Origin of the sequence: Bradyrhizobium sp. BWA-3-5 (assembly GCF_032917985.1) — a bacterium.
Taxonomy (GTDB): Bacteria; Pseudomonadota; Alphaproteobacteria; order Rhizobiales; family Xanthobacteraceae; genus Bradyrhizobium.
In genome coordinates, this window is the sequence record NZ_CP136626.1 from 1,954,996 (window position 1) to 1,981,109 (window position 26,114).

The 26,114-nt window shown below is 61.4% G+C and carries 25 protein-coding genes; 13 read left to right on the forward strand and 12 right to left on the reverse strand.

The genetic code is table 11. The features are described 5' to 3' along the window. Positions 1-4: 4 nt before the first annotated feature. The gene (locus tag RX331_RS09365; RefSeq protein ID WP_317256288.1) at positions 5-2,215 is read left to right on the forward strand and encodes a DUF3141 domain-containing protein; all 2,211 of its coding nucleotides are present in this window, start codon (positions 5-7) and stop codon (positions 2,213-2,215) included. A 23-nt stretch (positions 2,216-2,238) separates the two neighbouring features. On the opposite strand, the gene RX331_RS09370 is transcribed toward RX331_RS09365, so the two are convergent. From RX331_RS09370 to pflB, 4 genes are read right to left on the reverse strand one after another with little or no spacing between them, the layout of a single operon-like run. Then, entirely contained in the window at positions 2,239-3,096 is an 858-nt protein-coding gene (locus RX331_RS09370; protein ID WP_317256289.1) for a formate/nitrite transporter family protein, read from the reverse strand. A gap of 50 nt (positions 3,097-3,146) precedes the next feature. Next, positions 3,147-4,748, reverse strand: coding sequence for an aspartate:alanine exchanger family transporter (locus RX331_RS09375; RefSeq protein ID WP_317256290.1), 1,602 nt, complete (start codon positions 4,746-4,748; stop codon positions 3,147-3,149). A 26-nt stretch (positions 4,749-4,774) separates the two neighbouring features. Further along, on the reverse strand, positions 4,775-5,602 hold the full coding sequence (gene pflA, locus RX331_RS09380) for a pyruvate formate-lyase-activating protein (protein ID WP_317256291.1): 828 nt from the start codon (positions 5,600-5,602) through the stop codon (positions 4,775-4,777). 11 nt (positions 5,603-5,613) lie between these two features. After that, complete coding sequence (gene pflB / locus RX331_RS09385; protein ID WP_317256292.1) at positions 5,614-7,881, reverse strand: formate C-acetyltransferase; 2,268 nt, start codon at positions 7,879-7,881, stop codon at positions 5,614-5,616. A 345-nt stretch (positions 7,882-8,226) separates the two neighbouring features. Between pflB and RX331_RS09390 the strand changes: the two genes are divergently transcribed. Genes RX331_RS09390 through fabI form a run of 3 tightly spaced genes read left to right on the forward strand, consistent with a single transcriptional unit; the run spans position 8,227 to position 11,209 of the window. Then, positions 8,227-9,201, forward strand: coding sequence for a phosphate acetyltransferase (locus tag RX331_RS09390; protein WP_410708155.1), 975 nt, complete (start codon positions 8,227-8,229; stop codon positions 9,199-9,201). 5 nt (positions 9,202-9,206) lie between these two features. Continuing rightward, complete coding sequence (locus RX331_RS09395; protein WP_317256293.1) at positions 9,207-10,421, forward strand: acetate/propionate family kinase; 1,215 nt, start codon at positions 9,207-9,209, stop codon at positions 10,419-10,421. Beyond that, positions 10,418-11,209, forward strand: a complete 792-nt coding sequence (fabI, locus tag RX331_RS09400; RefSeq protein WP_317256294.1) for an enoyl-ACP reductase FabI — start codon at positions 10,418-10,420, stop codon at positions 11,207-11,209. Before RX331_RS09395 ends, fabI begins: the two co-directional genes overlap by 4 nt. Before the next feature lie 8 nt (positions 11,210-11,217). On the opposite strand, the gene RX331_RS09405 is transcribed toward fabI, so the two are convergent. The 3 genes from RX331_RS09405 to RX331_RS09415 are packed head-to-tail and all read right to left on the reverse strand — an operon-like array spanning position 11,218 to position 13,000. Continuing rightward, positions 11,218-11,676 carry a MaoC family dehydratase gene (locus RX331_RS09405; RefSeq protein WP_317256295.1) on the reverse strand — a complete coding sequence of 153 codons (459 nt, stop codon included), beginning with the start codon at positions 11,674-11,676 and terminating at the stop codon, positions 11,218-11,220. A 22-nt stretch (positions 11,677-11,698) separates the two neighbouring features. Next, entirely contained in the window at positions 11,699-12,349 is a 651-nt protein-coding gene (locus tag RX331_RS09410) for a 3-oxoacid CoA-transferase subunit B (RefSeq protein ID WP_317256296.1), read from the reverse strand. Between the two features lie 3 nt (positions 12,350-12,352). Continuing rightward, on the reverse strand, positions 12,353-13,000 hold the full coding sequence (locus RX331_RS09415; RefSeq protein WP_317256297.1) for a CoA transferase subunit A: 648 nt from the start codon (positions 12,998-13,000) through the stop codon (positions 12,353-12,355). A 267-nt stretch (positions 13,001-13,267) separates the two neighbouring features. On the opposite strand from RX331_RS09415, the gene RX331_RS09420 reads away from it, so the two are divergent. After that, positions 13,268-14,380: an AI-2E family transporter gene (locus RX331_RS09420; RefSeq protein ID WP_317256298.1), complete on the forward strand. Its 1,113-nt coding sequence runs from the start codon at positions 13,268-13,270 to the stop codon at positions 14,378-14,380. 155 nt (positions 14,381-14,535) lie between these two features. On the opposite strand, the gene RX331_RS09425 is transcribed toward RX331_RS09420, so the two are convergent. After that, positions 14,536-15,219, reverse strand: a complete 684-nt coding sequence (locus RX331_RS09425; protein ID WP_317256299.1) for a helix-turn-helix domain-containing protein — start codon at positions 15,217-15,219, stop codon at positions 14,536-14,538. Positions 15,220-15,516: 297 nt separating this feature from the next. Here RX331_RS09425 and RX331_RS09430 point away from each other — a divergent pair, with 297 nt between their 5' ends. The 3 genes from RX331_RS09430 (at position 15,517) to RX331_RS09440 (ending at position 18,563) form a co-directional block, all read left to right on the forward strand. Beyond that, a complete protein-coding gene (locus RX331_RS09430; RefSeq protein WP_317256300.1) occupies positions 15,517-17,352 on the forward strand; it encodes an ABC transporter substrate binding protein in 1,836 nt (611 codons plus the stop codon). A gap of 8 nt (positions 17,353-17,360) precedes the next feature. Next, positions 17,361-17,972 (forward strand): response regulator transcription factor, encoded by a 612-nt coding sequence (locus tag RX331_RS09435; RefSeq protein WP_317256301.1) that lies wholly within the window; start codon positions 17,361-17,363, stop codon positions 17,970-17,972. A gap of 213 nt (positions 17,973-18,185) precedes the next feature. Beyond that, positions 18,186-18,563 carry a response regulator transcription factor gene (locus RX331_RS09440; RefSeq protein ID WP_317256302.1) on the forward strand — a complete coding sequence of 126 codons (378 nt, stop codon included), beginning with the start codon at positions 18,186-18,188 and terminating at the stop codon, positions 18,561-18,563. Positions 18,564-18,583: 20 nt separating this feature from the next. Here RX331_RS09440 and RX331_RS09445 read toward each other — a convergent pair whose 3' ends face one another. After that, positions 18,584-19,144 (reverse strand): invasion associated locus B family protein, encoded by a 561-nt coding sequence (locus tag RX331_RS09445; protein ID WP_317256303.1) that lies wholly within the window; start codon positions 19,142-19,144, stop codon positions 18,584-18,586. A 21-nt stretch (positions 19,145-19,165) separates the two neighbouring features. Beyond that, complete coding sequence (locus tag RX331_RS09450) at positions 19,166-20,041, reverse strand: alpha/beta hydrolase family protein (protein ID WP_317258078.1); 876 nt, start codon at positions 20,039-20,041, stop codon at positions 19,166-19,168. Positions 20,042-20,173: 132 nt separating this feature from the next. Here RX331_RS09450 and RX331_RS09455 point away from each other — a divergent pair, with 132 nt between their 5' ends. Continuing rightward, positions 20,174-21,844: a SulP family inorganic anion transporter gene (locus tag RX331_RS09455; RefSeq protein ID WP_317256304.1), complete on the forward strand. Its 1,671-nt coding sequence runs from the start codon at positions 20,174-20,176 to the stop codon at positions 21,842-21,844. Positions 21,845-22,056: 212 nt separating this feature from the next. After that, positions 22,057-22,494 (forward strand): hypothetical protein, encoded by a 438-nt coding sequence (locus RX331_RS09460; protein ID WP_317256305.1) that lies wholly within the window; start codon positions 22,057-22,059, stop codon positions 22,492-22,494. 44 nt (positions 22,495-22,538) lie between these two features. On the opposite strand, the gene ppk2 is transcribed toward RX331_RS09460, so the two are convergent. Further along, on the reverse strand, positions 22,539-23,339 hold the full coding sequence (ppk2, locus tag RX331_RS09465) for a polyphosphate kinase 2 (RefSeq protein WP_317256306.1): 801 nt from the start codon (positions 23,337-23,339) through the stop codon (positions 22,539-22,541). Positions 23,340-23,380: 41 nt separating this feature from the next. Continuing rightward, positions 23,381-23,833: a hypothetical protein gene (locus tag RX331_RS09470; RefSeq protein ID WP_317256307.1), complete on the reverse strand. Its 453-nt coding sequence runs from the start codon at positions 23,831-23,833 to the stop codon at positions 23,381-23,383. A gap of 161 nt (positions 23,834-23,994) precedes the next feature. Here RX331_RS09470 and RX331_RS09475 point away from each other — a divergent pair, with 161 nt between their 5' ends. The 3 genes from RX331_RS09475 to RX331_RS09485 are packed head-to-tail and all read left to right on the forward strand — an operon-like array spanning position 23,995 to position 26,093. Continuing rightward, positions 23,995-24,441 (forward strand): hypothetical protein, encoded by a 447-nt coding sequence (locus RX331_RS09475; protein ID WP_317256308.1) that lies wholly within the window; start codon positions 23,995-23,997, stop codon positions 24,439-24,441. Beyond that, positions 24,434-25,666 (forward strand): HlyD family secretion protein, encoded by a 1,233-nt coding sequence (locus RX331_RS09480; protein ID WP_317256309.1) that lies wholly within the window; start codon positions 24,434-24,436, stop codon positions 25,664-25,666. The genes RX331_RS09475 and RX331_RS09480 overlap by 8 nt, the downstream gene beginning before the upstream one ends. A gap of 10 nt (positions 25,667-25,676) precedes the next feature. Beyond that, positions 25,677-26,093, forward strand: a complete 417-nt coding sequence (locus RX331_RS09485) for a hypothetical protein (RefSeq protein WP_317256310.1) — start codon at positions 25,677-25,679, stop codon at positions 26,091-26,093. Positions 26,094-26,114: the final 21 nt, after the last annotated feature.

Consider the following 26,114-nt stretch of genomic DNA (forward strand, 5'->3'; position numbering starts at 1 on the left):
GAACATGCCAACGAACAATGCAATTCTGCCGGGTGGGCCGATGTCAGGGCTCGTCGCTTCTGCCGTGGAGTATATGGTGGATGCCGGGCAACGCAGCGTGCTGTTTCTCGATATCATGCGCCGGCGGGGGGACCAGTATCGCGAGCATGTGGCGCAGACGGCGCCACACGTGTTGAGCTATGCGGCCGAACTCATCATCGACGGCCGCAAGCTGGATCAGCCGGTCAACTATGCGCTGGTGCGGATCATACCGCCAAAGGGCGTGGAGATCGATCTGAAACGGCGGCCGTTCATCGTCGTCGACCCCCGTGCCGGGCATGGCCCGGGTATTGGCGGCTTCAAGGCCGACAGCGAGATCGGTGTTGCGATGAAGGCGGGCCACCCCTGCTATTTCATCGGGTTCCTGCCCGAGCCGATGCCGGGCCAGACCATCGAGCGTATCGCGCGCGCCGAGGCGATTTTCATCGAGAAGGTGATCGAGCGGCATCCGGAGGCCAATGACAAGCCATGTGTGATCGGCAACTGTCAGGCCGGCTGGGCGGTCATGATCCTGGCTTCGCTGCGGCCGGAACTGTTCGGCCCGCTGATCATCGCCGGTGCGCCGCTGGCCTATTGGGCCGGTGTGCACGGTAAATACCCGATGCGCTATTCGGGCGGCCTGCTCGGCGGAAGCTGGCTCACCGCGCTATCCAGTGATCTCGGGGGCGGCAAGTTCGATGGCGCCTGGTTGGTACAGAACTTCGAAAACCAGAATCCGTCCAATACGCTGTGGACCAAGCAGTACAACGTGTACTCCAGGGTCGATAGCGAGGCCGACCGCTATCTCGAGTTCGAACGCTGGTGGGGCGGACACGTCAATCTGAATGCCGAAGAGATCCAGTTCATCGTCGATGAGCTCTTCATCGGCAATAATCTCGCTGCTGGCCGGGTCACGATGTCGGACGGTACGGCGGTCGATCTGCGCAACATCCGTTCGCCGATCGTGGTGTTCTGCTCGAAGGGCGATAACATAACCCCGCCACAGCAGGCGCTGCACTGGATCCTCGACCTTTACGCCGACGTCGACGAGATCAGGGCATACGGGCAGACCATCGTCTATACGGTGCACGAGACGATCGGCCATCTCGGAATCTTCGTCTCCGGCGGCGTGGCCAAGAAGGAGCACGCCGAGTTTTCCAGCAACATCGATCTGATCGATGTGCTGCCGCCCGGCCTCTATGAGGCGACGTTTGAGGCAAGGGGTGCCAACACGATCAATGACGAGCTTGCCGTCGGCCAGTGGGTGATGCGCTGCGAAGCGCGGACTCTGGACGATATCCGCGCCATGGGCGGCAACTCGCCGGAGGATGAGCGCCGCTTCGAGACCGCCAAGCGCGTTTCCGAAATGAATCTTGCGGTGTATCAGAAGTACCTTCAGCCGTGGATCAAGTCGATGGTGACGCCGCAGATGGCGGAGCTGATGCGCACTTGGCATCCGCTGCGACTGCAATACGAGGCGTTCAGCAGCCGGAATCCGTGGATGAAGACGGTGGAGGACGCGGCTGAGAAGATACGCGAGAAGCGCAAGCCGGTTGCCGAGGACAATCCCTTCCTGGCGTCCCAGGAAAGGCTTTCGAAGCAGATCGTCAGCTCACTCGACCGATGGCGCGACTCGCAGGAGGCGCTCAGCGAAGCGATGTTCCTGGCAATCTATGGTTCGCCCGCCCTGCAGGTCGCGGTTGGGGTCGATCCGCATTCGAAGCCTTCGGCGCCCCGTGCGATGGATCCCAAACACCGTGCACTCCTGCAGGCACGCATTGCCGAGTTGAAGTCGAAGATCGGAGCAGGCGGTTTGAGGGAGGCCGGTCTCCGCGCGCTGCTCTATGTCGGGTCGGCCCGCGGCATGGTGGACGAACGCAGCCTCGAGGCATTGCGGCGGCTGCGCCAGACGGATGAGTCGGCGCGGATCACGCTGGCCGAGTTCAAGATGCTGGTGCGGGAGCAGTTCTTCATGCTGCTGCTCGACCGCGAGGCCGCGCTTGCCGCCATCCCGAAACTGCTGCCGGAGAACATGGGCGAGCGCCGTAAGGCCTTCGCGACCATTCAGGAAGTGCTCTCGGCGAGCGCAGAGATTTCAGGCGAAGCGGCAAAGCGGTTCAAGCAGGTGGCCGAGCTGTTTGGGCTTGATGGGGCGGACAGCTCGAACGTCAGGTCATTTGGGAACAGGGCGTCCTAAGATCGCGGTCGCGGACCGTCTTCTTAACGGGATTTGCCGAACGTTACGCGATAGATTGACCAGTAGACGACGCCGACAAAGCCGGCGCCGCCCACGATGTTGCCCAGCGTTACGGGAACCAGATTGTGGGCGATCCCCGAAATCGTGATGAGCGATGCATCGAAATTCGCAGGAGCGTGTCCGGTCTGGACCAGCAACCAGGCCAGCGGCAGGAAATACATGTTGGCCACGCAGTGCTCGAAGCCGGCGGCAATGAAGGCGGAGAGGGGAAGTATAACGGCAACTACCTTGTCCGTGACGGTCCGGCCGGCATAGGCCAGCCAGACCGCCGCACAGACGAGAATGTTGCACAGGATCCCCTTCACAAACAGCGTAGTCCCATCAGGACGGATCTTCGAGACAGCCGTAGTCAACACCGACAAGCCGATGCGACCCTCATTCATGTCGAGATGATGGGAATAGTAGACAAGGAAAACGAGCCCAAGCGCTCCGAAGAAGTTTCCGGCATAGACGATAGCCCAGTTGCTCAGCATCGTGCGCGTGGAAACCTTGCGGCTCGCCCAGGCCATCACGATCAAATTGTTGCCGGTGAACAGCTCGGCGCCGCCGACCAGGACGAGCATCAATCCGAGAGAGAAAACGAGTCCGCCGCCCACGCGCGCCGCTGCAAAGCTGAGCGTCGGGTCGCTAGCCACGATCGTATAGTACAGCGCGCCGAAGCCGATGCCTCCGCCAGCCACAACTGCCAGCATGAAGGATACCAGAAACGGCAGGTTGGCCTTCTTTACGCCAACCTTCTCGACAGCTTCCTTGATCTCTGCAGGACTATAGGCCTGTAGATTGAAGATCGGCAGTTGTGGTGCGGGCATTGGATCAGCCATTCGGAGGATTAGCCATTTGGATTTGCCTGCTCGCGGCTGTCCATATCGCATTATCCGCCTGAGCCACCCAGCACCAGAAGCCCGATGATCTGGACCGCGATCACTTTCACCAAGGTCATCGAAGGAAAAATCATGGCGTAACCGATGTCGGGCCGTTCTGTCGGTGCCATTTTGGTCGAGTAGACGAGAATGGCCGGATTGCCCGTTGCCCCCGATGCGATGCCGACGAGGTCGTCGTACGGAATGCGCATGATGTAGTGACCGACGAGCAGCACGATAGCGACCGTCGTGAGCAGGACGGCGGCACCAATGAACAGCATGGTGAAGCCTGACTCTGCGACGGTGCGGACAAAGGGTTGCCCCGCATTGACGCCGACGGTGGCAAGAAACATCGCAAGACCGAAGTTTCGCAGTACGATGTTGGCCGGCAGCGGCATGGTCCAGAGCATGGGTCCCGTGCGGCGCAGTTTGCCGAGGATGAGGGCCACGATCAGCGGCCCACCGCCGATCCCTAGGGTCACGATGCCGACGCCCGGGATGGGAATCGGGATCAGACCGAGGAGGACGCCCATCACCATACCGAGCCCAAGGGATACATAGCTGAACTCGGCAGTGGCCTTGACCGTGTCGCCGAAGTGCTTGCGGATTTCCTCCTTGCGTTCGGGTGGCAAGAGCACGCCGACGCGGTCGCCGAATTCCAGCATCAGGTCCGGCGTCGGCACGAGGTCGGCATCATAGCGCCGGACATGCAGAAGGTGCGTCGGAAAGCCTGAAGGCATCGGGAGCCTGGAAAGCGGAACGCCCACCATATCAGCCTTGCCGACAAAGACCCGGATGTAGTCCAGATCTGCCCGATCACTGGCCAGTCGGCCTAGCTCCAGTTTCCCGAGCCTAGTCGCAGCGTTAGCAATCGCGTCCTGGTTCTCGGCCACGACCAGGACCGCGTCACCGGCGGACAGAATGGTACTGCCGACCGGAACGACGTTCTGTCCCGCCTTGCGGACCATCGTAACCTGGACGTCACGCAAAAACTCCTTGGTCAATTCATCCAAGGTACGACCGGCAAAGCCGGCTCCGATCGTAATCTCGCCCATATGGAAGCGCTGGACCTTGGCCGGGAATTTCGGCTTCACGAGCTGGGTCATGAAATAGATGCAAAGAATCGGACCGATCACCCCGAACGGATAGGCAATCGAATAGCCAATGGAGGGATCCTTGGTCTTGGTAACGTCAAGCGCGGCCTGCAGGGTTGCCGTGCTTGTCATCGATCCTGCGTAGAGGCCGAGCGTATGACCGATCTTGATGCCAAAGAGCTGTCCCAGACCCAGCGCCACACCAAGTCCCGCCAGACAGCCGATCAGTGCCAGAAGATTGTATTTCTGTCCCGCGCCGACCATGCCCTCGAAGAACTGCCGGCCATAGAGGATGCCGATGCCGTACAGGAACATGATAAGGCCGGTGAGGCCGATCGGTCCGATAATCTGGGCCTTTGGCGCAAACGCACCGATGGCAAGACCCACAAAGAGCACGGCACCTACACCGAGCGAGAAGCCGCCGATGCTGATTTGGCCCACCAGATAGCCCGCGCCAATCGCGAGAAATGCCGTGAGGATCGGCTGGCTTCCGATGATATCGCGGGCAAGGTCCAACATGTGTGTCTCCGGACATTCCAGTTCTGTTACCGTGCGTTACAGCCCGCATCGCGAAACTGGCCAATCACTCTGTTCACCAGCTCGCGGGAAGGGCGTGGGGTATCGTAGTGCTTGTACTCGAGGCCCATCGCCTTCCACTTGAATTCACCCATCTGGTGAAAGGGCTGAACCTCGACCCATTCGACGTTCTTCATGGGAGCCACGAATTTGGCGATACCCTCGACATTCGCGGGATCGTCGGTCGAGCCAGGCACCAGCGTGAAGCGCACCCAGGTTGGCTTACTGATCTTCGCCAGTCGCTCGGCGAAGCGCAGGGTCGGCGCGATATCGCGGCCGGTCACCCTGCGATAGGTGTCGGGGTCGGAGCTCTTGATATCGAGCAGCACGAGGTCGACGACCGAAAGAAAGCTGTCGTCGGCGCGGTCGCCGAGGAAGCCGGATGTCTCGATCGCCGTGTGCAAGCCCATCTGCTTGGCACCGGCGAAAATTCGCTTGGTGAAGGCGAGCTGCACCATGGCTTCGCCGCCCGATATCGTCAGCCCGCCACCGAGACTGCGCAGCGATGGAGCGAAGTCACCAAGCCGGCGCAGCACCTGTTCGGCGGAAACATAGGTGCCGTCCTTGAGGTGCCAGGTATCCGGATTGTGGCAGTAAGTGCAGCGCAGAAGGCAACCTGATACGAACAGCACCATCCGCAGGCCCGGACCGTCGTAGCGCGACGAGGATTCGTAGGAATGGCAATATCCAAACGCGCCTTGCTCGTCCTTGAACTTGTCCTCATCGGGCGCATCCGGAGATGCGCCCGTTCGAAGGTCGTGCCGGCTGCCGGATTCGAGTGGCTGCACCGTCGACATGGCAAGGCCCTTCAGATCTGGCCGTGGAAGGTGCGGCTGATCACGTCTCGCTGTTGTTCCGGCGTCAGGCGGACGAAGTTGACGGCATAGCCGGACACGCGGATCGTGAGTTGCGGATACTTGTCCGGATTCTTGATCGCGTCTTCCAGCGTCTCCCGGTCGATCACGTTCAGGTTCATGTGGAATCCGCCGCGCCCGAAATAGACGTCGAAGGCCTTGGTAGCCTCGTCGATCAGCTGGGCTTCGGAAAGATGGGCTTTCTGCGGCGCAACCGACACCGTATAGCTGATGCCGTCGAGAGAATCCTTGTAGGGAAGCTTTGCCACCGACAGGCAAGATGCGAGCCAACCATGGCTGTCCCGGCCATGCATCGGGTTGGCGCCCGGGCCAAACGGCTCACCCTTGCGACGGCCGTCCGGCGTATTGCCGGTCGCCTTGCCGTAAACGACGTTGGAGGTGATGGTCAGAACGCTCTGCGTATGCGTCGCATTCCGGTAGGTCGGGTGCTTGCGGATCTTCTCCATGAACCGCGTGACCAGCTCCGATGCGATCTGGTCAACCCGATCGTCGTTGTTGCCGAATTGCGGCGTCGCGGTATTGCCCTCGTTCTGGTAGTCGACGACGAGGCCCGTTGCGTCACGCACGACACGGATCTTGCCGTACTTTATGGCGCTCAAGCTATCGGCCACGACAGACAGGCCCGCTATACCGAACGCCATGGTGCGCAGGATGTCGCGATCGTGCAGCGCCATTTCCAGACGCTCATAGAAGTACTTGTCGTGCATGTAGTGGATGCAGTTCATGGCGTGCACGTAGGTCTTTGCAAGCCACTCCATGGTGGTGTCGAACTTTGCCATGACGTCGTCGTAGTCGAGGAAGTCTCCGGCGACCGGCATGGCTTTCGGTGCAATCTGGTCGCCGGAGACCTCGTCGCGCCCGCCATTGATGGCGTAAAGCAGGGCTTTTGCGAAGTTGACCCGGGCGCCGAAGAACTGCATCTGCTTGCCGAGCCGCATGGCCGAAACACAGCAGGCGATCGCGTAGTCGTCGCCCCAGTACGGGCGCATCAGGTCATCATTCTCGTATTGCAGCGATGAGGTATCTTTGCTGACCTTGACGCAGTAGCGCTTGAACGTCGCGGGCATGTGGGTGGACCACAGCACCGTGATGTTCGGCTCCGGCGCGGGGCCGAGATTGTAGAGGGTGTGGAGCATGCGGTAGCTGCTCTTGGTCACCAATGCGCGACCGTCGAGGTCCATGCCGCCGACGCATTCGGTCGCCCAGTAGGGGTCGCCGCTGAACAGCGCGTCGTAGTCCGGCGTGCGGAGAAAGCGCACGATGCGCAGCTTCTGTACCATCTGGTCCCAGAGTTCCTGTGCGCCCGCTTCGTCGAGAGCACCTTCCTTCAGGTCGCGTTCGATATAGATGTCTAGGAAGCTCGAGATACGACCGATAGACATTGCCGCGCCATTGGCTTCCTTGATCGCGCCGAGATAGGCGAAGTAGGTCCATTGGAATGCTTCCTGCGCATTCGTCGCGGGCTGCGTGATGTCGTAGCCGTAGAGCTTGGCCATCGATGCGAGGTCTTCCAGGGCGCGCATCTGCTCGGCGAGTTCCTCGCGCGTCCGGATGATTTCATCCGTCGGCCACATGTCATCGATCTGGGCGCGCTCCTGGCGCTTGACCTCGAGCAGGCGGTCGGTACCGTAGAGGGCGACACGGCGATAGTCACCGATGATCCGGCCGCGGCCATAGGCGTCGGGAAGGCCGGTAATGATGCCGGACCGCCGGCAGCTCATGATCTCCGGGGTGTAGGCGTCGAACACGCCGTCATTGTGTGATTTGCGGTACTTGGTAAAGGCCTCGTGCACCTTGGCATCCGGCTCGAAGCCCGCAGCCTTCAGGCCGGTCTCGACCATGCGCAGCCCGCCGAACGGGAAGATCGCCCGTTTGAACGGCTGGTCCGTCTGCAGGCCGACAATGACTTCGTTGTCGCGGTCTATATAACCGGCTGGGTGCGCCAGCAACGTCGAGGGATTTTGTGCGTCCACGGCGAGGACGCCCTTCTTTCTTTCATCGGCGAAGTAGGGTTGCAGCTTGGCCCACACTGCCTTGGTCCGCTGCGAGGGGCCTGCCAGGAATTTCTCGTCCCCGGAATAGGAAGCCACATTACGGACGATGAAGTCGCGCACGCTGATCGAGGTAGTCCAGTCACCCGGTTGGAAGCCTCTCCAACAATCCGCCACCGTATCCTTCTTGAGCGCTGCGCTGCCCTTCATGACAAATCTCCCCTGGCCGACGATATTGTTGGCCTGACAATTCATCCGATGGGCAATGGCGCATTGGTGCCAGGCAGTTGGCCGATGCTAGTGGGCGCGAGCCGACGCCACTCTTGATCTATGTCAAGCCTCGGAGACCGTGGCGGCGCGTCAGCGAAGGAATTTGGCGGCCTGCGCGAACGTTCGCGACCACGTTCGGGAGGCCAGCTTACGTTGACTTAAATCAAGGTCGCCGGCAGTGCGCACCTCAATGAATCAACGTGGCGGGTCTAACGTCGTACAAGCAGCACGATTTCCCGTCGAGCCGAACGTCCAAGTTCCCCGGCCCAGGATTGGAGCGAGCCAATGAGTGCCATGCCAGCCGAAGCAAGCGCGAAGCAACCCGGCGCGAAATACGACCGCCTGATCGCGGCCGCCAAGGGTGCCCCGTCGGTGACAACGGTCGTTGTCCATCCCTGCGACGAGAGTTCGTTGCGCGGTGCACTTGAGTCGGCGGAGGCCGGAATCATCAAGGCGATCCTTGTGGGGCCTGCAGCCAGGATCAAGGAAGTTGCCGCCAAACACAACCTCAACGTCTCCGGCTGTGAAATCGTCGACACTCCGCCTACCGAGGCTGCTGCCGCTGCCCGCGGTGTTCAACTGATTCATGAAGGCAAGGGCGAAGTCTTGATGAAGGGCAGCTTGCACACCGACGAAATCATGCGAGCCGTAACCGCGAAGGAGGGTGGGCTGCGCACAGCGCGGCGCATCAGCCACGTTTTTGTCATGGACGTCCCGGCCTATGATCACACGGTGTTCGTTACCGACGCCGCGATCAACATCGCCCCGGATCTCGACGTCAAGCGTGACATCATCCAGAACGCGATCGACCTCTACAATGAGGCCGGTTTTGGTACGACGCCGCGGGTCGCCATCCTGTCGGCGGTGGAGACCGTCACCTCGAAGATACCTTCCACCATCGAAGCTGCCGCGCTCTGCAAGATGGCCGACCGCAAGCAGATCACCGGAGCGCTGCTCGACGGGCCGCTTGCCTTCGACAATGCGATCGATATGGACGCGGCCCGGATCAAGGGCATCAAGTCGGAGGTCGCGGGCCGGGCACAGATCCTGGTCGTGCCCGACCTCGAGTCTGGCAACATGTTGGCCAAGAACCTCGCCTATTTCGCTAAGGCTGATGGGGCCGGCATCGTGCTCGGCGCGCGCGTGCCTGTCGTACTGACGTCACGGGCAGATTCGGCGCGCTCGAGGATGGCGTCGGCCGCCGTCGCCGCTCTCCATGCCGACGCCAGGCGGCGCAAAGCGCCCATCGCTGCAGCGTGACCACCATGGACACGATCCTCGTCGTCAACGCCGGCTCGTCAAGCGTTAAGTTCCAGATCTTCGCGGTGGAAGGTGAGGGCGCTCTCCGGCGGCAGGTCAAGGGCCAGATGGACGGGATTGGCAGCCGGCCGCGATTGCGCGCCAGAGGTCCCGGCGGCGGTCCACTGGCCGATCGGGCCTATCCGATCGAAGCGGTTGCCGACGTTCCGGCCGCCATGGCGGTGGCGGGTGCCTGGCTGCGCGATGAGCTCAATATCAATCCCGTCGCGGTTGGCCATCGCGTCGTGCATGGCGGGCCGGATTATGCGCGCCCGGTGCTGATCGACCATGCCGTGGTGTCGCGGCTTGAGCGATATGTCTCCCTCGCGCCGCTGCACCAGCCGCATAATCTTGCGCCGGTCAGGACACTGCTGAACAATTTCCCGGCATTGCCTCAGGTCGCATGCTTCGATACCGCATTTCATCGCGACCATGATGCGCTAGCGGATCACTACGCGATCCCGCACCAGCTTCATGCCGAAGGCGTGAGGCGGTACGGCTTCCACGGCCTGTCCTACGAGTACATTGCAAAGCGCCTGCCCCAGGTCGCGCCTGAGATCGCCGGCGGACGGGTGATCGTCGCTCATCTCGGCAGCGGCGCCTCGATGTGTGCGATGAAAGGCGGAAGAAGCGTCGAAAGCACGATGGGCTTCACGGCACTCGACGGGCTCGCGATGGGCACGCGGCCGGGCCAGATCGATCCCGGCGTCGTGCTCTACCTGATCGCGGAAAAGGGCATGTCGGCCTCGAGCGTGCAGAACTTCCTGTACCGCGAATGTGGCCTGAAAGGCCTGTCCGGTGTCAGCAATGACATGCGGGAGCTCGAGACCAGCAAGGATCCGCGCGCCGCATTCGCGATCGATTACTTCGTCTACCGGATCGGCCTGAACGCCGGCATGCTGGCCGCCGCGTTGCAGGGAATCGATGGTTTCGTCTTTACGGCGGGGATCGGTGAAAACTCGGCTTCCATTCGCGCACGCATTGCCGAGAAACTTGGTTGGCTCGGTGTCGCGCTCGATACGGCCGAGAACGCCCGCCATGCCACCAGGATATCGCGCGCCGACAGCCGCATCCCGGTTTATGTCGTACCCACCGACGAAGAGCTAATGATTGCGCAGCACACACTTGCGCTGCTCATGAAGCGGCAATCGTCAAACCAGAACCGCGAGAGAGCGTCATGAACATACCGGTTTTCCCCGAGACCAATGTCGCGCTGAAAGGCAAGAAGGGGCTGGTCGTCGGCATCGCCAATGACCAGTCGATCGCGTGGGGCTGCGCCAAGGCGTTTCGCGCGCTGGGCGCCGACCTCGCGGTCACCTACCTGAATGAGAAGGCCAAGAAGCACGTCGAGCCGCTGGCCAACGCCCTGGAATCTCCGATCTTCATGCCGCTCGACGTCATGGTCGAAGGCGAGACCGAGAAGGTCTTCGAACGGATCGAGAAGGAGTGGGGGCAACTCGACTTCCTGCTTCACTCCATTGCATTCTCACCCAAGGGCGCGCTGCATGGCAGGGTGGTGGACGTCGATCGCGAGGGCTTTCAGAAAACCATGGACGTCTCGTGCTGGTCGTTCATGCGGATGGCGCACCTGGCGGAACCGCTGATGAAAAACGGTGGCACCATATTCACGATGACCTATTACGGCAGCCAGATGGTGGTGAAGAACTACAACGTCATGGGTGTTGCCAAGGCCGCGCTGGAAGCCGCCGTGCGCTACATCGCGGCCGAACTCGGCCCCAAGGGCATCCGCGTTCATGCCATCTCGCCGGGACCGCTCGCGACCCGTGCGGCGTCGGGGATCCCGGAATTCGACGAACTGATGGACAAGGCACAGTCGCAGGCGCCGTCGCGCAGCCTCGTCAGCATCGATGACGTCGGAAGGGCAACCGCTTTCCTCGCGCTCGACGGCGCCAAGCTGATCACGGGCAGCGTGCTCTACATCGATGGTGGTTACCATATCATCGACTAAAGTATGGCCTAGCGATAGTGCAGGCCGATCACCTCGGCGACGCAGGCGGGGCGTTGGCCGCCCTCGATCTCGATCACCACGCGATAGTGCACCCGCAAGCCGTTGGGCGGCACTTCCTCGGCTTCGGCAATACCGATGCGTCCGCGCAGTTTCGAACCCGCGGGCACCGGCGAGAGATAGCGGATGCGGTCGGCGCCATAGTTCAGCGTATTCTTCAGTCCCTTCAATCCCATTACCGAACGGATGAACATCGGCGTCAGGCTGAGCGAGAGCAATCCGTGCGCAATCGTCTTGCCGCCGGGCATCTCCGCCTCGGCGCGCTCCTGGTCGACGTGGATCCATTGTTCGTCACAGGTCGCTTCCGCGAACTTGTTGATGCGGTCCTGCGTCACCTCGATCCAGTCGCTGATGCCGACTTCCGTGCCGACGGCGGCCGTCAGTTCCTCGAATCCGTTGAATATCCGCATGGCCTCGATCCGCTTTGGTGCTTCACAGCTTCATTTCCGGCACCGTGTCGGGAATGGCGAGTTCGGCTTCCGTCACGGCCAGCACCTCGGCGATCTTCAAGCCGGGCGCCGTTTCCATCAGCGTGGCCCTGCCGTCAGGGAACGCGATGACGGCCATATCGGTTACAACCATGTCGACGGGACGTGCCGACGTCAGGGGCAGGTTGCATTTGGCGACGATCTTCGACTTGCCCTTGGCGGCGTGCTGCATGGCGACGATGACGCGCTTGGCGCCGCTGACGAGATCCATGGCGCCGCCCATCCCCGGCACCATCTTGCCAGGGATCATCCAGTTGGCGAGGTGGCCGGCGGCATCGATCTGCAGGCCGCCCAATACCGTGATGTCGACATGACCGCCACGGATCAGGCCGAATGACATCGCGCTGTCGAAGATGGCGGCGCCGGGCAGGGCACTGATCGGCCTGCCGCCGGCGTCGGTTAGGAGCGGATGGGCCATGCCCTGATCGGGGATCGACCCGGTGCCGATCAGTCCGTTCTCGGACTGGAAAAAGACTTTCAGCCCCTCGGGTACATAGTTGGCGACCAGCGTCGGAATGCCGATGCCGAGATTGACGAGGTTGCCGGGACGAAGCTCCTGCGCCACGCGCCTTGCGATGATGGTTTGTGCATCCATGGGTCACCCGTTCGCAACGAGGTAATCGACCAAAGGGCCGGGCGTGACGACATGATCGGGGGCGATGACGCCAACCGGCACGATGTGCTCGGCCGTGACAATGACGGTGTCGGCGGCCATCGCCATCACGGGGTTGAAGTTGCGTGCGGTGAGTGCGTAGGACAGGTTGCCGACATAGTCGGACAGAAAGGCGTGCACCAGCGCGAAATCGGCGCGCAGAGCGGTCTCGAGCAGGAATGTCCTGCCGTTGACCTCGACCTTCTGTTTGCCTTGCTCAACCAGGGTACCGACGCCGGTTGGTGTCAGCACGCCGCCGAGGCCGCAGCCCCCGGCGCGGATGCGCTCGACGAAGGTGCCCTGCGGGATCAGGTCCATTTTGATCTCGTTGGCCAGCATCTGCTGCTGGGCTTTCGGGTTCAGGCCGATATGGGTGCCGATCATGCTCGACACCTGTCCGCCTTCGAACAGCTTGCCGACACCCTTACCGGGAACGGCCGCATCGTTGCTGATCAGGGTGATGCCCGTCTTCTTCTGCCGTACCAGCTCGTCGAGCAGGCGTTCGGGCGTGCCAACGCCCATGAAGCCGCCAACCATGATGCTCGCGCCATCCGGGATCATCGCTACGGCTTCTTCGGCGGAAACGGACTTCATGTGCGAACTCCGGCCAGCAATCGAGGTAGGTTCACCAAAAATTGTCACTGTGCCAGCGGCCAGGGACCTTGATCTGCATCAAGGCTTTGGCGCTCGGCTTAAGCCCGGTCAATCGTTCGATAGCGCGGGTCAAGCATCCAGCCGATGGTGACGCCAATGCCGTCGGGCGGGCCGCCGGATTCGCCGCGAGCGCGGGACTTGATTTGAATCAAGCCGATCCAGCACCGGCCGCAGAATGCTTGGTTCAAGCAGACATGAGGGGGCCGCGTGCGACCCATTCGACAGCTTCTCGCGCGAGAGGATGAAATCCAGCTTGCGGTCCGGCTCGCGCTTCTGGCGCTCCTGATCTACTGGTCGTTCGTCGTGATCCGGCCCTTCATTCCGATCCTCGCCTGGAGCGTAGTTCTGGCGGTGGCGCTCTATCCACTCTTTCGTTGGCTCTCCGGGCTGCTGGGCGATCGTCCGAAACTCGCAGCGACAGTGCTCACGCTCATCAATCTCTGCATCGTCATCGGGCCCGCGACGTGGCTTGGCCTCGGCGCCGTAGAGGGGCTTCGCGGATTTGCGGCGCAGCTTGGCGGCGGGACGATATTCGTTCCGTCGCCGCCTGCAGGCGTGAGGGACTGGCCGATCATCGGCACGCAGCTCCACGCCCTGTGGGATCAGGCTTCTACCAATCTGCGCTCGGCGCTACGCGAGTTCGCCCCGCACCTGAAGCCCGTGGCCGGGACGATGCTGGGCCTCGCCGGTGGCGCCGGCGTCGGAGCGATCAAGTTTCTCGTCGCGGTCGCGCTCACCGGCGTCATGCTGCCGGCCGGGCCGCGGCTGGTCGCAGCCGGCCAGCATTTCCTGTCCCGGATCGTGGCCGAACGGAGCGAGAATTTTCTGGTGCTGGCGGGCGCGACCATCCGGTCGGTGGCGCAGGGCGTGATCGGCATCGCGGTGGCGCAAGGGCTGGTGATCGGAATCATCCTGAAGCTCGCCGACGTCCCACGCGCCGGGCTGCTCGCCTTTGCGGTGATGATGCTAGGCATCCTGCAAATCGGATCGGCCATCATCGTGATTCCCGTTCTTATCTGGATTTGGGTGACCAAGTCCTTTGCGGTGGCGCTGCTTGTCACGGTGTGCCTGCTGCCGGCCTCGCTAGCCGACAACGTGCTGAAGCCAATCGTGATGGGGCGCGGGCTGACGACGCCGTCACTCGTCATCTTTCTCGGCGTTATCGGCGGCACATTGGCCCACGGCATTGTCGGCCTCTTCATCGGGCCGATCATCCTGGCAGTGGCTTGGGAACTGCTGACGGCATGGGTGCGCGACGACGAGACAAGGGGGGCGCCCGAAGTCGAGGCGGGCACGAGCCAAAACGTGGAGACCGCTTGATGGCGGGGCAATTTCTGATCGGCTTTCTCGTCAGCGTGATCAACATCATGATTCTTGCATTGGCGACGATTGCCGCCATCAGCGTCGCCCGCGCCGTCGAGTGCTGATGAAGACGCTGGCCCATCTCGGTGCTATTGCTGCTCCAGGCACGCCGTTCAGTTCTGCAGATCGAAACTAGCGAGCTTCGCACGGTCGAGGAGCACGATCTGGCGTTGCGTATTGCCGATGAAGCCGAGGATATCGAGATCGTGGAGGCGCGACAATGCGCGTGACACCGTTTCCAGCGTCAGTCCGAGATAGTCTGCAATATCCCGCCGGCACATCGGCAGGGCGAGGACACCGGCGGCTGTCGATCGCCGGTCCATCTCGATCAGGAACGCAGCGACGCGTTCCAGCGACGTCTTGCGTCCCAGCAGCAGCATGTGGTCCTCGGCGTGCCGCAGATTGCTCGTGGTCATGCTGAGCAGATTGCGAGCAATCACGACGTCGCTCTCGGCCACCAGCTCAAGACTGCGCCGCTTCATCAGGCGGACCGTCGTGTCGATGATGGCTTCGGCGGTGAAGCGATGATCTGAGCCGATCTCCAGGCCGAAAATGTCGCCGGCAAGGTGGAAGGCGCCGATCTGGCGGCGGCCGTCGGAGAGCAGTTTGTAGCTTCGCACCGCGCCGGTCACGACCTGGTAGACGTAATCGGCCGGCTCCTTCTCGCCAAAGATCTCGGTACCCTTCTTGTAGCTAAATTCATTCAAACTGACTCGCCGGGATAAATCATTCTGTGTGAGGCTCTCGCCGAAAATGCCGGGAAACTCGGTAGAGGTGTCGCTGATGCGGGCAAACATGGACCATCTCCCTCGAAGGTGACGCTTCGGCAGTGGCCTCGATTTTCGTAATCTTCAAATGCGACGCCGCTGTCGCATCCCCTCGAAAATCCACTCACAGGCCGGCATTCTCCCGATCAGCGCCGGGCGGTCCATTGTCCCAAAGGACAGGTTGGGGTACTTCTACCAGGGGATGCGTCAATATGACTGCCGGGTCATGGCTTGACTGCGATTGCCGGTTTTCCCCGAGATGGGGGAGTGCTAGAATTTTATTGCCAGTCGTTGGTTTGACCTGCAACTCGATGCGGTCTCGGGTGGATGATCAGGTTTATTGGGGCTAGAGCGATTATTGCTGTTTTACTGGTTCTACTGGCGCCGGCGTATCTGTGGGCCCAGGATGGCCGACCGCATTCCGTGCTCCTGCTCGATCAGTCGAATCTGCGAGGACCATTTTACTATCAACTGTCCTCGGGATTGCGGGAGGTGTTCGACGCCGATGGCCACACCACCATCTATAGCGAGAATCTGGATCTGACGCGCTTTGGCGGTGCCGCCTATGAGGCGACGTTGAAGCAGTATCTTAAGGAAAAATACCGGGACAGGTCGATCGGCGTCATCGTAGCGAATGGTGCCGGTACGCTCGATCACACGTTGCGCTGGCGTGAGGAGTTATGGCCGGGCGTGCCGATCGTTTTCGCCATGCTGGAGGCGAGCCAATTGGCAGGGCTCGGCCGGCTGACAAACGTCACCGGCGTAGCCGTAAGAAATTCTCTGGCGGGTGCGGTCAAGATCGCTCGTGTCGTGATCCCTGATCTCGACACGATCGTTCTGATTGGTGATAGCTGGGATCGGCAGGCGCTCTTCCGGCATTGGGGCGAGGAAATTCCCGCTGCGACATCCGGCCTGAAGGTTATCGATCTGGTCGGGAAGAAGATGTCGGAGATACTCAGGCGGGTGGCCGAGTTGCCGGACCGCAGTGCCATCGTCTATTCGGGTGTGTTTTCCGACGGAGCGGGCACCTACTATCCGGCCGCAACCGCGATGAGATTGATCTCCGAAAAAGCCAATCGTCCAATCGTGGTTGCGGCCGAGCCGCTCTTGGCCGCCGGAGCTATCGGCGGATACAGCCTGATTGCGCGCGAGATCGGCGTCGAGACAGGAAAACTTGCGTTGCGCATTCTCAATGGCGAGCGGGCAGAAGATATTTCGCCGGTCACACGAGAGTCGAAGCCGCTCTTCAACTGGAAGCAGATGCAACGCTGGAACGTCAGCGAGTCGAGCTTGCCCGAGGGCAGCGAGATTCGGTTCCGCGCCCCAACTTTCCTTGAACAATATCGCTGGCAGAGCGCGGCCGTTGCATCGGCGATCTTGATACAGGCGGGACTGATCATGTTTTTGCTGCATGAGCGCCATCTGCGGCACAATGCCGAAACGGAGTCTCACAAGCGAATGACGGAGCTTGCGCATGTCAACAGGCAGGCGACGACGGGCGAATTGTCCTCGTCGATCGCCCATGAGCTCAATCAGCCATTGGGATCGATTCTGGCCAATGCCGAGACGGCCGAGCTGATGCTGAAATCGGATAAACCCGACCTCGATGAGATCAGGGAAATTCTTGCAGACATCCGCCGCGACGACCAACGCGCCGGCGAGGTAATCCGTCGTTTGCGAGGATTCTTGAAGCGGGCGCCGTTCGAGACCCGGGACATCGATCTCAACGAGATCATGGGAGAGGCATTCGGGTTCCTCTCGGTACAGGCGTCGGCACGCAACGTCGCACTCTATCTGCAGACCGCGCCGGGCGCGTTGCGTATCAAGGGCGATCCGATACAGCTGCAGCAGGTAGTCCTCAATCTGGTCGTCAACGCCATGGATGCGATGGCAACGATTCCCTATGGCCGCACGGTGATCGGCCGGACCCAGCTGGACGGCGAATCGTCAGCCGTGATCTCGATCTCCGATTCCGGTCCGGGCATACCGGCCGACAAGCTTGCGCAGGTGTTCGATCCATTTTTCACGACCAAGGACCAGGGAATGGGAATCGGGCTTTCCATCGCACGCACCATCGTTCTTGCCCATAAGGGGCATATCTGGGCCGAGAACCAGAGCGGCGGCGGTGCGGCATTTCATTTCACCCTGCCGCTGGCCGCATAGGAGGAGGGATGCCGGGCCGGGTTCATGTCGTCGACGATGATGCGTCTTTCCGCACAGCGATCGAACGGCGGTTGACGCTTGCCGGCTACGAGGTCGCGACCTATCCGTCAGCGCAGCAATTGCTCGATTCCCGTCCCGACGAGAGCGAACCGAGCTGCATCCTGCTCGACGTGCGAATACCCGGTCTGAGTGGACCGGAATTGCAAGGTCGCCTCAATGCGCTCGGCTCTACCGTGCCGATCGTATTCCTGACGGGTTACGCTGACACGCCGACAACCGTGCGGGCCATCAAGGCCGGCGCCGAGGATTTTTTAACCAAGCCGGTCGAGTCGGAGGCGTTGCTCGGAGCGATCGAGCGCGCGATAGCACGGCATGCGGTCACGCGCAGCGAGCAGCGACGGCTGGATGAGATGCTGGCGCTGTTGGCCGCACTGACGGGGAGGGAGCGGCAGGTGTTCGGTCTCGTCGTGCGCGGCAAACTCAACAAGCAGATCGCGCATGAGTTGGGAACAACAGAGCGCACAGTCAAGGCGCATCGGCATCAGGTCATGGAAAAGATGAAGGTGCGATCGCTGGCGGAACTGGTCAGGATGGCGGAGCAACTCGGTGTGCTCAGCTAGCGCCGCAATGATCGGTCGTTGCGGCCCGGACGCCTTTCAGCAACAAGTACGGATGTCCGAAAGGACAATATGAAAGCCCGTGGTGAAGCGTAGCGTCGAACTGGGCTGATACGGCTGGCGGGCTTTTTGGGAACCTCAGTTGGTCTTGGGTGTTGCCGACCCGCCTCCGCGATCAGTTCCGGCGACCTTGGAATGAGCTGAGGGCCAGGCATCTTGTACCAGCGCAAAGCCGTTTTTGTCGTTGATGACGATCCGTCGATGCTCAAGGGCATGCGCAGGTTACTGAAGCAGCACGGCTTTGACACGGTGCCGTTCGAAACGGCCAAGGCCTTGCAGGATCATGATGATTTCGCGCAGGCCTTCTGTCTGATCCTCGATGTTAATCTCGGCGACGGATCAGGCATCGAACTGCGCCATCGGCTGGCGGAAGCGGGCATATCGCTGCCTGTGATCTACATCACCGGCAACGACAGTGACGCGACACGGATGGCCGCAATGGCTTCCGGCTGTGTCGCCTACCTGACAAAGCCGTTCACGGCACAGTCGCTGATCGAGCCGATTAGGCGAGCGGCGGCCGCTTGCGTTGTATAAGGTTGAAAAGACGCCTTCGCTCACTCCTCGATACTCTGCTCGAAGATTTTTGTCGGCGCGCCCTTACGGGCTGCCGCGAACTGGTTGAGCGGCATTGACGTCGTAACTGAGAGCATATTGGTGTCGACGACTTCAACGGTGAGATTGCTGCCGCCTTCCATTTCCCGGAGCAACTCGGGTTTTGCGGCGTCGCCGGCGATACAGGTGTTGGTCAGGCACCACGTGAAAGGAATCTTCTGCGTCATGCCCTTGTCGACCGTGACTTTGACACCGGATGGCATGTAAAGGCCCACGGGCAGGAACAGTTGCAACCTTGCGGCGTCGTCGCCTTCGCGCTCGACAACATAAACGCGCACGGCGATCTGGCCGGTTTCAAATTGGCCAGCGATTGTCGTGCGGCACACCATTTTGGCGCTGCCCGGCTTGAAGCACATTTTCTCCCAGCCGCCATATTTGATGGTGTGAACCTCGCGCTGACCGCGCACGGCGAATTCGTCCGCTGCAGGTTTGGCGGCCTGTTGCGCCGTCACGATGCCGGCGGGCGGGAAAGCGAGGGCAATACCAAGGAGAACGCCAGACAATGGTGAATATCGCATCGTCCCTCACTTGTGCTTGTCCAGGAAGGCGCTGACGAGCGGCGACCAGATCGGCACGGCGTCCGCCGCACCGATGAAGGAATGACCCTCACTGCCGTGCGGCGGGAACAGGTGATACTCGGCATTGCCACCCGCACCGGTAAACGCCGCATACATCCGCTTCGACAGTTCAGGTCCGAAGAAGGTGTCGTTCTCGATATAAAGCCAAAGCATCGGTACACGAGAGGTGCGGCCAAGCGCGGCGGTCGCTTCCACCAGCTTGTCCGGCGCGCAATTGCTGTTGGGCTTGCCGCCGACGCGGCCGCCGCGCCCTGCCGCAAAAGTAATAATAGCTTTTACCGGCGCCGGGTTGAGGCTCGACAGCGCTATTGAACCCCAGCCTCCGGCGGATTGGCCGATGACAATGACATTGTCCGGCACGATCCGCTTCAGCCTCGCCGTGTAGTCGATAATCCAGAGATTGAGTTGCGCCGCCGCAAGCCCGGCATCCTGGAAGTTCGGGTTGCTGCAATTGCCGATGTTCGAAAAGAAGACGCTGAAGAGACCGGCTTCCGGGGCGTCGTAGGCGGCCGCGCCATAGCCCGGACCTGAGGGCGCTACTACCATGTAGCCACGGCGCGCGAACCACTTCGCGGCATCGCGGAATTCGCACAGCGGGAAGAAACCGCGTTGAACCGGATCGAGTGAGACGCCGTGATTCATGATGGCGAGCGGGAAGGGACCATTTCCGACTGGACGCACGACATAGGCGATGGTCGGCTTTGGAAGGGGTAAAGCCCACACCTCCTCCTGCAACTGCGGAGCATCGTCGGCCGCTGCCGCCAGCGAAGTCGTTACGACAGTCGCCGCAACGATCAAGAACCTCCACACACGGTGGTGCATGCTTTTCGCTCCGGTTAGAGATCCCTTGTAAGTCTTGGCCGCCACCGGCCTGAAACCTTGACCTGGATCAACGGATTCAGAACCGTCACCAGCACGTTGCCACCAGGAGGAATTTTCGAACTGGGGCAGGTCATGAAATGGAAGCGGCCAAAAATACCGCCCGCTGAGTGGCTCGCTGCTTACAAGGCTTCCTCGTTAGGTGCTGACATCATCGCGGGCGTCACGCTCGCAGCCTATGCGATTCCGGTCTCGCTGGCCTATGCGGCGCTTGCCGGCCTGCCACCTCAAGTCGGGATTTACGGCTACATGCTGGGCGGCATCGGCTATGCGATGCTCGGCTCCTCCAGACAACTGGCCGTCGGCCCGACTTCGGCAATCTCACTGATGGTCGCAGCGACGGTCGGACCGCTCGCCGCCGGCGATGGCATCCGTTACGCGCAGATCGCAAGTCTTACGGCGGCTGCGGTCGCACTGCTCTGCCTGGTCGCATGGCTGTTCAGGCTCAGCATGCTGGTGCGTCTCATTAGCGACAGCATCCTCATGGGCTTCAAGGCGGGTGCAGGCCTCACCATCATCATGACTCAATTGCCGGGCCTGTTCGGGGTGGCCGGCGGCGGGCGCAATTTCTTCGAACGCGCCGTCAAGCTTGTCGGTCAGCTCGGTGATATCAACCTGATTGTGCTCGCAATCGGTCTTGCAGCGATCGTGCTGTTGCTGCTCGGCGCTCGGTTCCTGCCGGGAAGACCTGTCGGGCTCGCTGTCGTGATCCTGTCCATTCTCATCGCGACAATCCTTGGGTTGCCTGCGCAGGGCGTCGCGGTTACCGGAGAGATACCGAAGGGGCTGCCAAGTCTGGCCATGCCGACCTTCGGCCTGCTGGAGCCTGACGAATTGTTTCCGCTTGCTGCCGGCATTTTGCTGCTGGCCTATGTTGAAGGTGTCTCAGCCGCGCGAAGCTTCGCAGCCAAACATGATTACCCCCTCGATGTGCGGCAGGAGTTCTTGGGGTTGGGCGCCGCAAACCTCGCGGTATCGCTGGGTCACGGTTATCCCGTCGCGGGCGGACTATCGCAGTCGGCGGTCAACGATCAGGCCGGAGCCCGCACGCCGCTTGCGCTGATCCTCTGTTCGGCCACGCTGGCGATCTGCCTGCTCTTTCTTACCGGATTACTGACGAACCTTCCAAAGGCGGTGCTCGCAGCGATCGTTTTCACCGCGGTATACAAGCTTGTCGACGTCGCCGCACTCGTCCGCATGTGGCGGATCAGCCGGATCGATTTTTACGCTGCGGCGATTGCACTGGCCTCGGTGCTGCTGCTCGGTATCCTGCAAGGTATATTGCTCGCCGCGCTCGCTTCGATCTTCCTTCTCCTGGCGCGCGCCTCGCAGCCCAATGTGGCATTCCTCGGCCGCCTGCCTGGAACGGGCCGTTATGCCGACAGCGCACGTAACCCGGATGTCGAGCCGCTCGTTGGCATCATCGCATTCCGTCCCGAAGCGTCACTGCTTTACATCAACGCCGAGACGGTCCTTGAGACGGTGCTGGCGAGAGTCGACGCGGCGCCAGATACAGAACTGGTCATCTGCGGCCTCTCGTCTTCGCCGTTCATCGATCTCGCCGGCGCCAAAATGCTGCACGATCTTCATGGCGAGCTTTCCGCGCGTGGCATCGCGTTCCAGATCGTCGGCGCCCGCGGACAGGTTCGCGACGTTCTGCAAGCAGACGGGCTGGCAAAGAAGACCGACAGCGCCAATTGGACCCGGCGGATGGACAGCGTGCTCGGCGATCTCAAGGGCGATTGATCCCGCTCCATTGCGACATGCCGAACCTGCGGCACCACGCTCAAGACCAGCATTCGTTGACTTGGATCAAAGTCCAACATGAGGGCCAGCCCGAGCATCGGCAACGCGCCTGCGCAGAGTTGGAAAGCAAGACGATTCCTGCGCAATTGGCGGCCTGCATTTCCGAGCCCGGGGTCATCGTGGCATGGGCTCAAGCCTGAAAAGGAAGCGTGATGACGAAATATCGAAGAATGATGCTGGTCGCAGCGGTGGGATTTCTGGCCTCGGCCGGTTTGGCGACACCAAGCCTTGCCGAAGTCGGCCACGTCGCCGTCGTCTTCACCAAGGGCGGCTTCATCGTCGGTGTCGGCGGTGGGCAGGGCGTGTTGACCTTTCGCGGAAAGAAATATCCATTCACAGTGTCAGGCATGAGCGTAGGCTTCACGATCGGCGCATCGACCACCAAGTTCAGCGGCCGGGCGTTGAACCTGCGCAGCCCCGGGGATCTGGCTGGCAGCTATGCCGTGGGCGGTGCGGGCGGCGCGCTCGCGGCCGGGGCAGGTGGCGTGCAACTACAGAACGCCAACGGCGTCATCCTGCAGCTCAGTGGGCCAAAGGTTGGCGTGGAAGCATCTGCCGCCGTCGGTGGCGTTACGATCGCGATGCAATAAGTGGCGTCGTGGGAGCCGTCTTGCGCGGCTCCCCCGCCTGCCGCCTAGTAGCGTTCCTCAACAAATTTCATCTCGCGCAGGCTCGACTGGTCGTCGTAGCGGCCTTTATGGGACCGCTTCGGCAGTTCGACTTTGTCGCGCTTTACTTTCTTGTACGGAATTGTTTTGAGAATGTGCGATATCACGTTCAGCCGCGCCCGCCGCTTGTCGTCGGAGCGGATCAGGCGCCATGGCGCGTGCTTCGTGTTGGTTGCCTCGAACATCATGTCGCGTGCCCGCGAGTAATCGTACCAGCGCCCGAAGGATTCAGTATCCATCGGGCTTAGCTTCCACTGCCGCAGCGGATCCTCGATGCGTGCCTTGAAGCGGATTTCCTGCTCCTCCATCCCGACCTCGAGCCACAGCTTGATCAAGATGATGCCGCCATCGACGGCGAACTTCTCGACCTGCGGGCACAGGTTCAGAAAACGCTTGTGCTCCTCCGGACTGCAAAATCCCATCACGTATTCGACGCCGGCGCGGTTGTACCAGCTGCGGTCGAAGATCACGATCTCGCCACCGGCAGGGAACTGCTCGACATAGCGTTGCAGGAAAAGCTGGCTCTTCTGCCGGTCGGACGGCGTGGGCAGGGCGCAGACCCGAAACACCCGCGGGCTGACCTTTTCCGTGATGGCCTTGATCGTGCCGCCCTTGCCGGCGGCATCGCGGCCTTCAAACAGGATGATCACCTTTAGCTTCTTGGCTCTCACCCATTCCTGCAGATGACAGAGCTCCACCTGCAGCTTGCGGAGCTCTTTCTCGTATGCTTTCCGCTTCATTTTCGGCGAAGCGTCTTCACTGGCCATGGGCGATGATCCCGCTCGACTTGTGACCGCACGCGGAACGGCTAGCCGTCCCAGCTCAGGGTGATGGCGATATCGCCAGGCATGCCACCGGGAAAGTCGATGATCTGGTAGCTGATGCGATAGCCGCGGGGCTGCAGATAATCGCTCCAAAGCTGGTAGATTTCCTTCGGAATTCCGGTCAGCGTCTTCTCCCAGCCCGCTTCCATTTGGTTGATCGCGCGGCCGCGGTCGGTGCACAGCGTATTCGGGAACCGATAGACCTGCACTTCGGTCAGACCGTTGCGCACTGCGCGCTGGATCACGGTAGAGGCGAGCTGCACCTTCTCATCCTCAGACAGGCCCGACGGCTTGCTGAGCCGGTCGATCAGCGCACGCTTCTCGGCCTCGGCCGCCGCCATGCGTTTGGCGTGCTCCTCAGCTTTTTGGGCCTCTTTCAGGGCCGCCTGCTTCTGAATGTCCTTCGCGTTGGGGATCAGATCGTCGATTTTGGGCATGGCAGGGTTCTCCTGAATGGGCGTATGCTGCTCCTGTGTTCCAACGTTACGGCGGCCGCCGCGGGGCACTTCTTGATTCAGATCAAGCCTCGTCCGGGCATAAACCGCACAGTGCCTGATACGGCGGCGGCGCACCCATGGAGCCAGAGGGGAGACGAGACTTGACCGACCAGATGCATCCGTTGGCCCCGAACCATCTGCCCTTTTTCATTCCTGGCCCGGACGGGTCGGACACCCTGATGCTGGTGATGGGGATTTTCCTCGTCGCGACCGTTCTTTGGGTCGGCACCCTGTACTGGAAGCTGCACAGCCTGCCCGAGCGCATGGCGCACAGGACGCACAAGATGCAATTCGAGATCGTCGCCGTTCTCGGCCTGATCTCGCTTTTTACCCACATGCATATTTTCTGGATCGCGGGCCTGCTGCTGGCGATGATCGATCTGCCGGATTTCACGACGCCATTGCGCAGCATTGCCGGATCGGTCGAGCGCATAGCAGATGCTGCGCCCGAGGGGCCCAATCTCGAGCCTCCCGAGGCCGAGACCAAGCCGGTCGCGCATCCCGTTGCCAGAGCGGTTGCGAAGGAGGAGGCGAGCGGCCATGCTTGAGTTGATGATCTGCTCGCTTGTGACGATCGTCCCGGACTATCTCTACCGCCGCTATGCGCAGGGCAAACGGTTCGGCAAGGAGATCACCTTCTTCTCCGTCTGGTATGAGCTGCGCTGGGGCATCACCGGCTGCCTGATGCTGACGATCGCGCTGATCACGATGATCTTCTATTACCATCCTTCGACGACGTCGGCGGCGATCTATTTCCGCACCGTGCCGATTCTGCCGGAAGGTTCCGGCCGCGTTGCCGAGGTCAACGTCGGATTCAGCCAGGAAGTGAAGAAGGGCGATGTCCTGTTCCGGCTCGACGCCTCCAAGCAGGCCGCCGCGCTGGAAACCGCAAAGCGCAAGGTCGCCGAGGTTGAAGCGTCCTTCATTAGCGCGCGCGCTGATGTCGTGAAGGCGGAGGCCCAGGTCGGAGAAGCAAAAGCCAACCTGCAGCAGGCCAAGGACGAACTGGGTGTGAAGAGCGAGCTGCAGCGCCGCAATCCCGGCATCGTGCCGCAGCGCGATATCGAGAAATTGCAGGTACTGGTCGATCAGCGGCAGTCCGGCCTCGACGCGGCGAATGCCGTGAGGGAATCAGCCGCATTGCGCCTCTCGACTCTGCTGCCGGCGGAGAAGGCGAGCGCCGAGGCCGCACAGGCGCAGGCGCAGGTCGATCTCGACAAGACCTTTGTGCGTGCCGGCGTCGATGGCCGGGTCGAACAATTCCTGGTTCGTACCGGCGACATTGTGAATCAGTTGATGCGGCCCGCGGGTGTATTGATCCCGGAGGGCGCCGGGCGAAGCGTGCTGCAGGCCGGCTTCGGGCAGATCGAGGCGCAGGTCATGAAGCCGGGCATGATCGCGGAAGCGACCTGCATCTCGAGGCCTTGGGTCATCATTCCGCTCGTGGTCACGAATGTTCAGGACTATATCGCCGCGGGTCAGTTCCGCTCGGGTGAGCAACTGGTCGATCCGCAAAGCCTGAGGCAGCCGGGCACGATCCTCGCCTTCCTCGAGCCGCTCTATAAGGGCGGGCTTGAGGGTGTGACGCCGGGCTCGAGCTGCATCGTCAATGCCTATACCAGCAATCACGACGTGATCGCCGACCCCAAGACCGGCGCGCTGAAGGGTTTTGCCCTGCATGCCGTCGATGCGACCGGGCTCGTGCATGCGCTGTTGCTGCGCATCCAGGCGTTGCTGCTGCCGATCAAGACACTGGTGATGAGCGGCCACTGAGGGGAAGGCGATGAGATCGACGCACAGAAATGCTGCGCTTTCGGTATTGCTCGCAGGTGCATGCTTCATCATGGCTGATGCCGCCATAGCCTTCGACCTCGATGGCGCCTGGGCGAGCGATGCCGAGAACTGCGCCAAGGTTTTCGTTCACAAGGGCGCGCAGGTGACGTTTGCCGAGATGTCGGACGTTTATGGCGGCGGTTTCATCATCGAAGGCGATCAGATCACCGGCAAGTATGCGCGCTGCCGGATCAAGGCGAAGAAGAACGAAGGTGCTGACATCAACCTGCTCGCGGCCTGCGCTTCCGACATCATGCTGCAGAATGTGCAATTCAGCCTCAGAGAAGTCGACGCCAACACCGTGATCCGGATGTTCCCTGGGATCGCAGGCATGGAAATCAAATATGCGCGCTGCCCCGCGTCTTAGCGGATGGTGTCGGCTTGATTC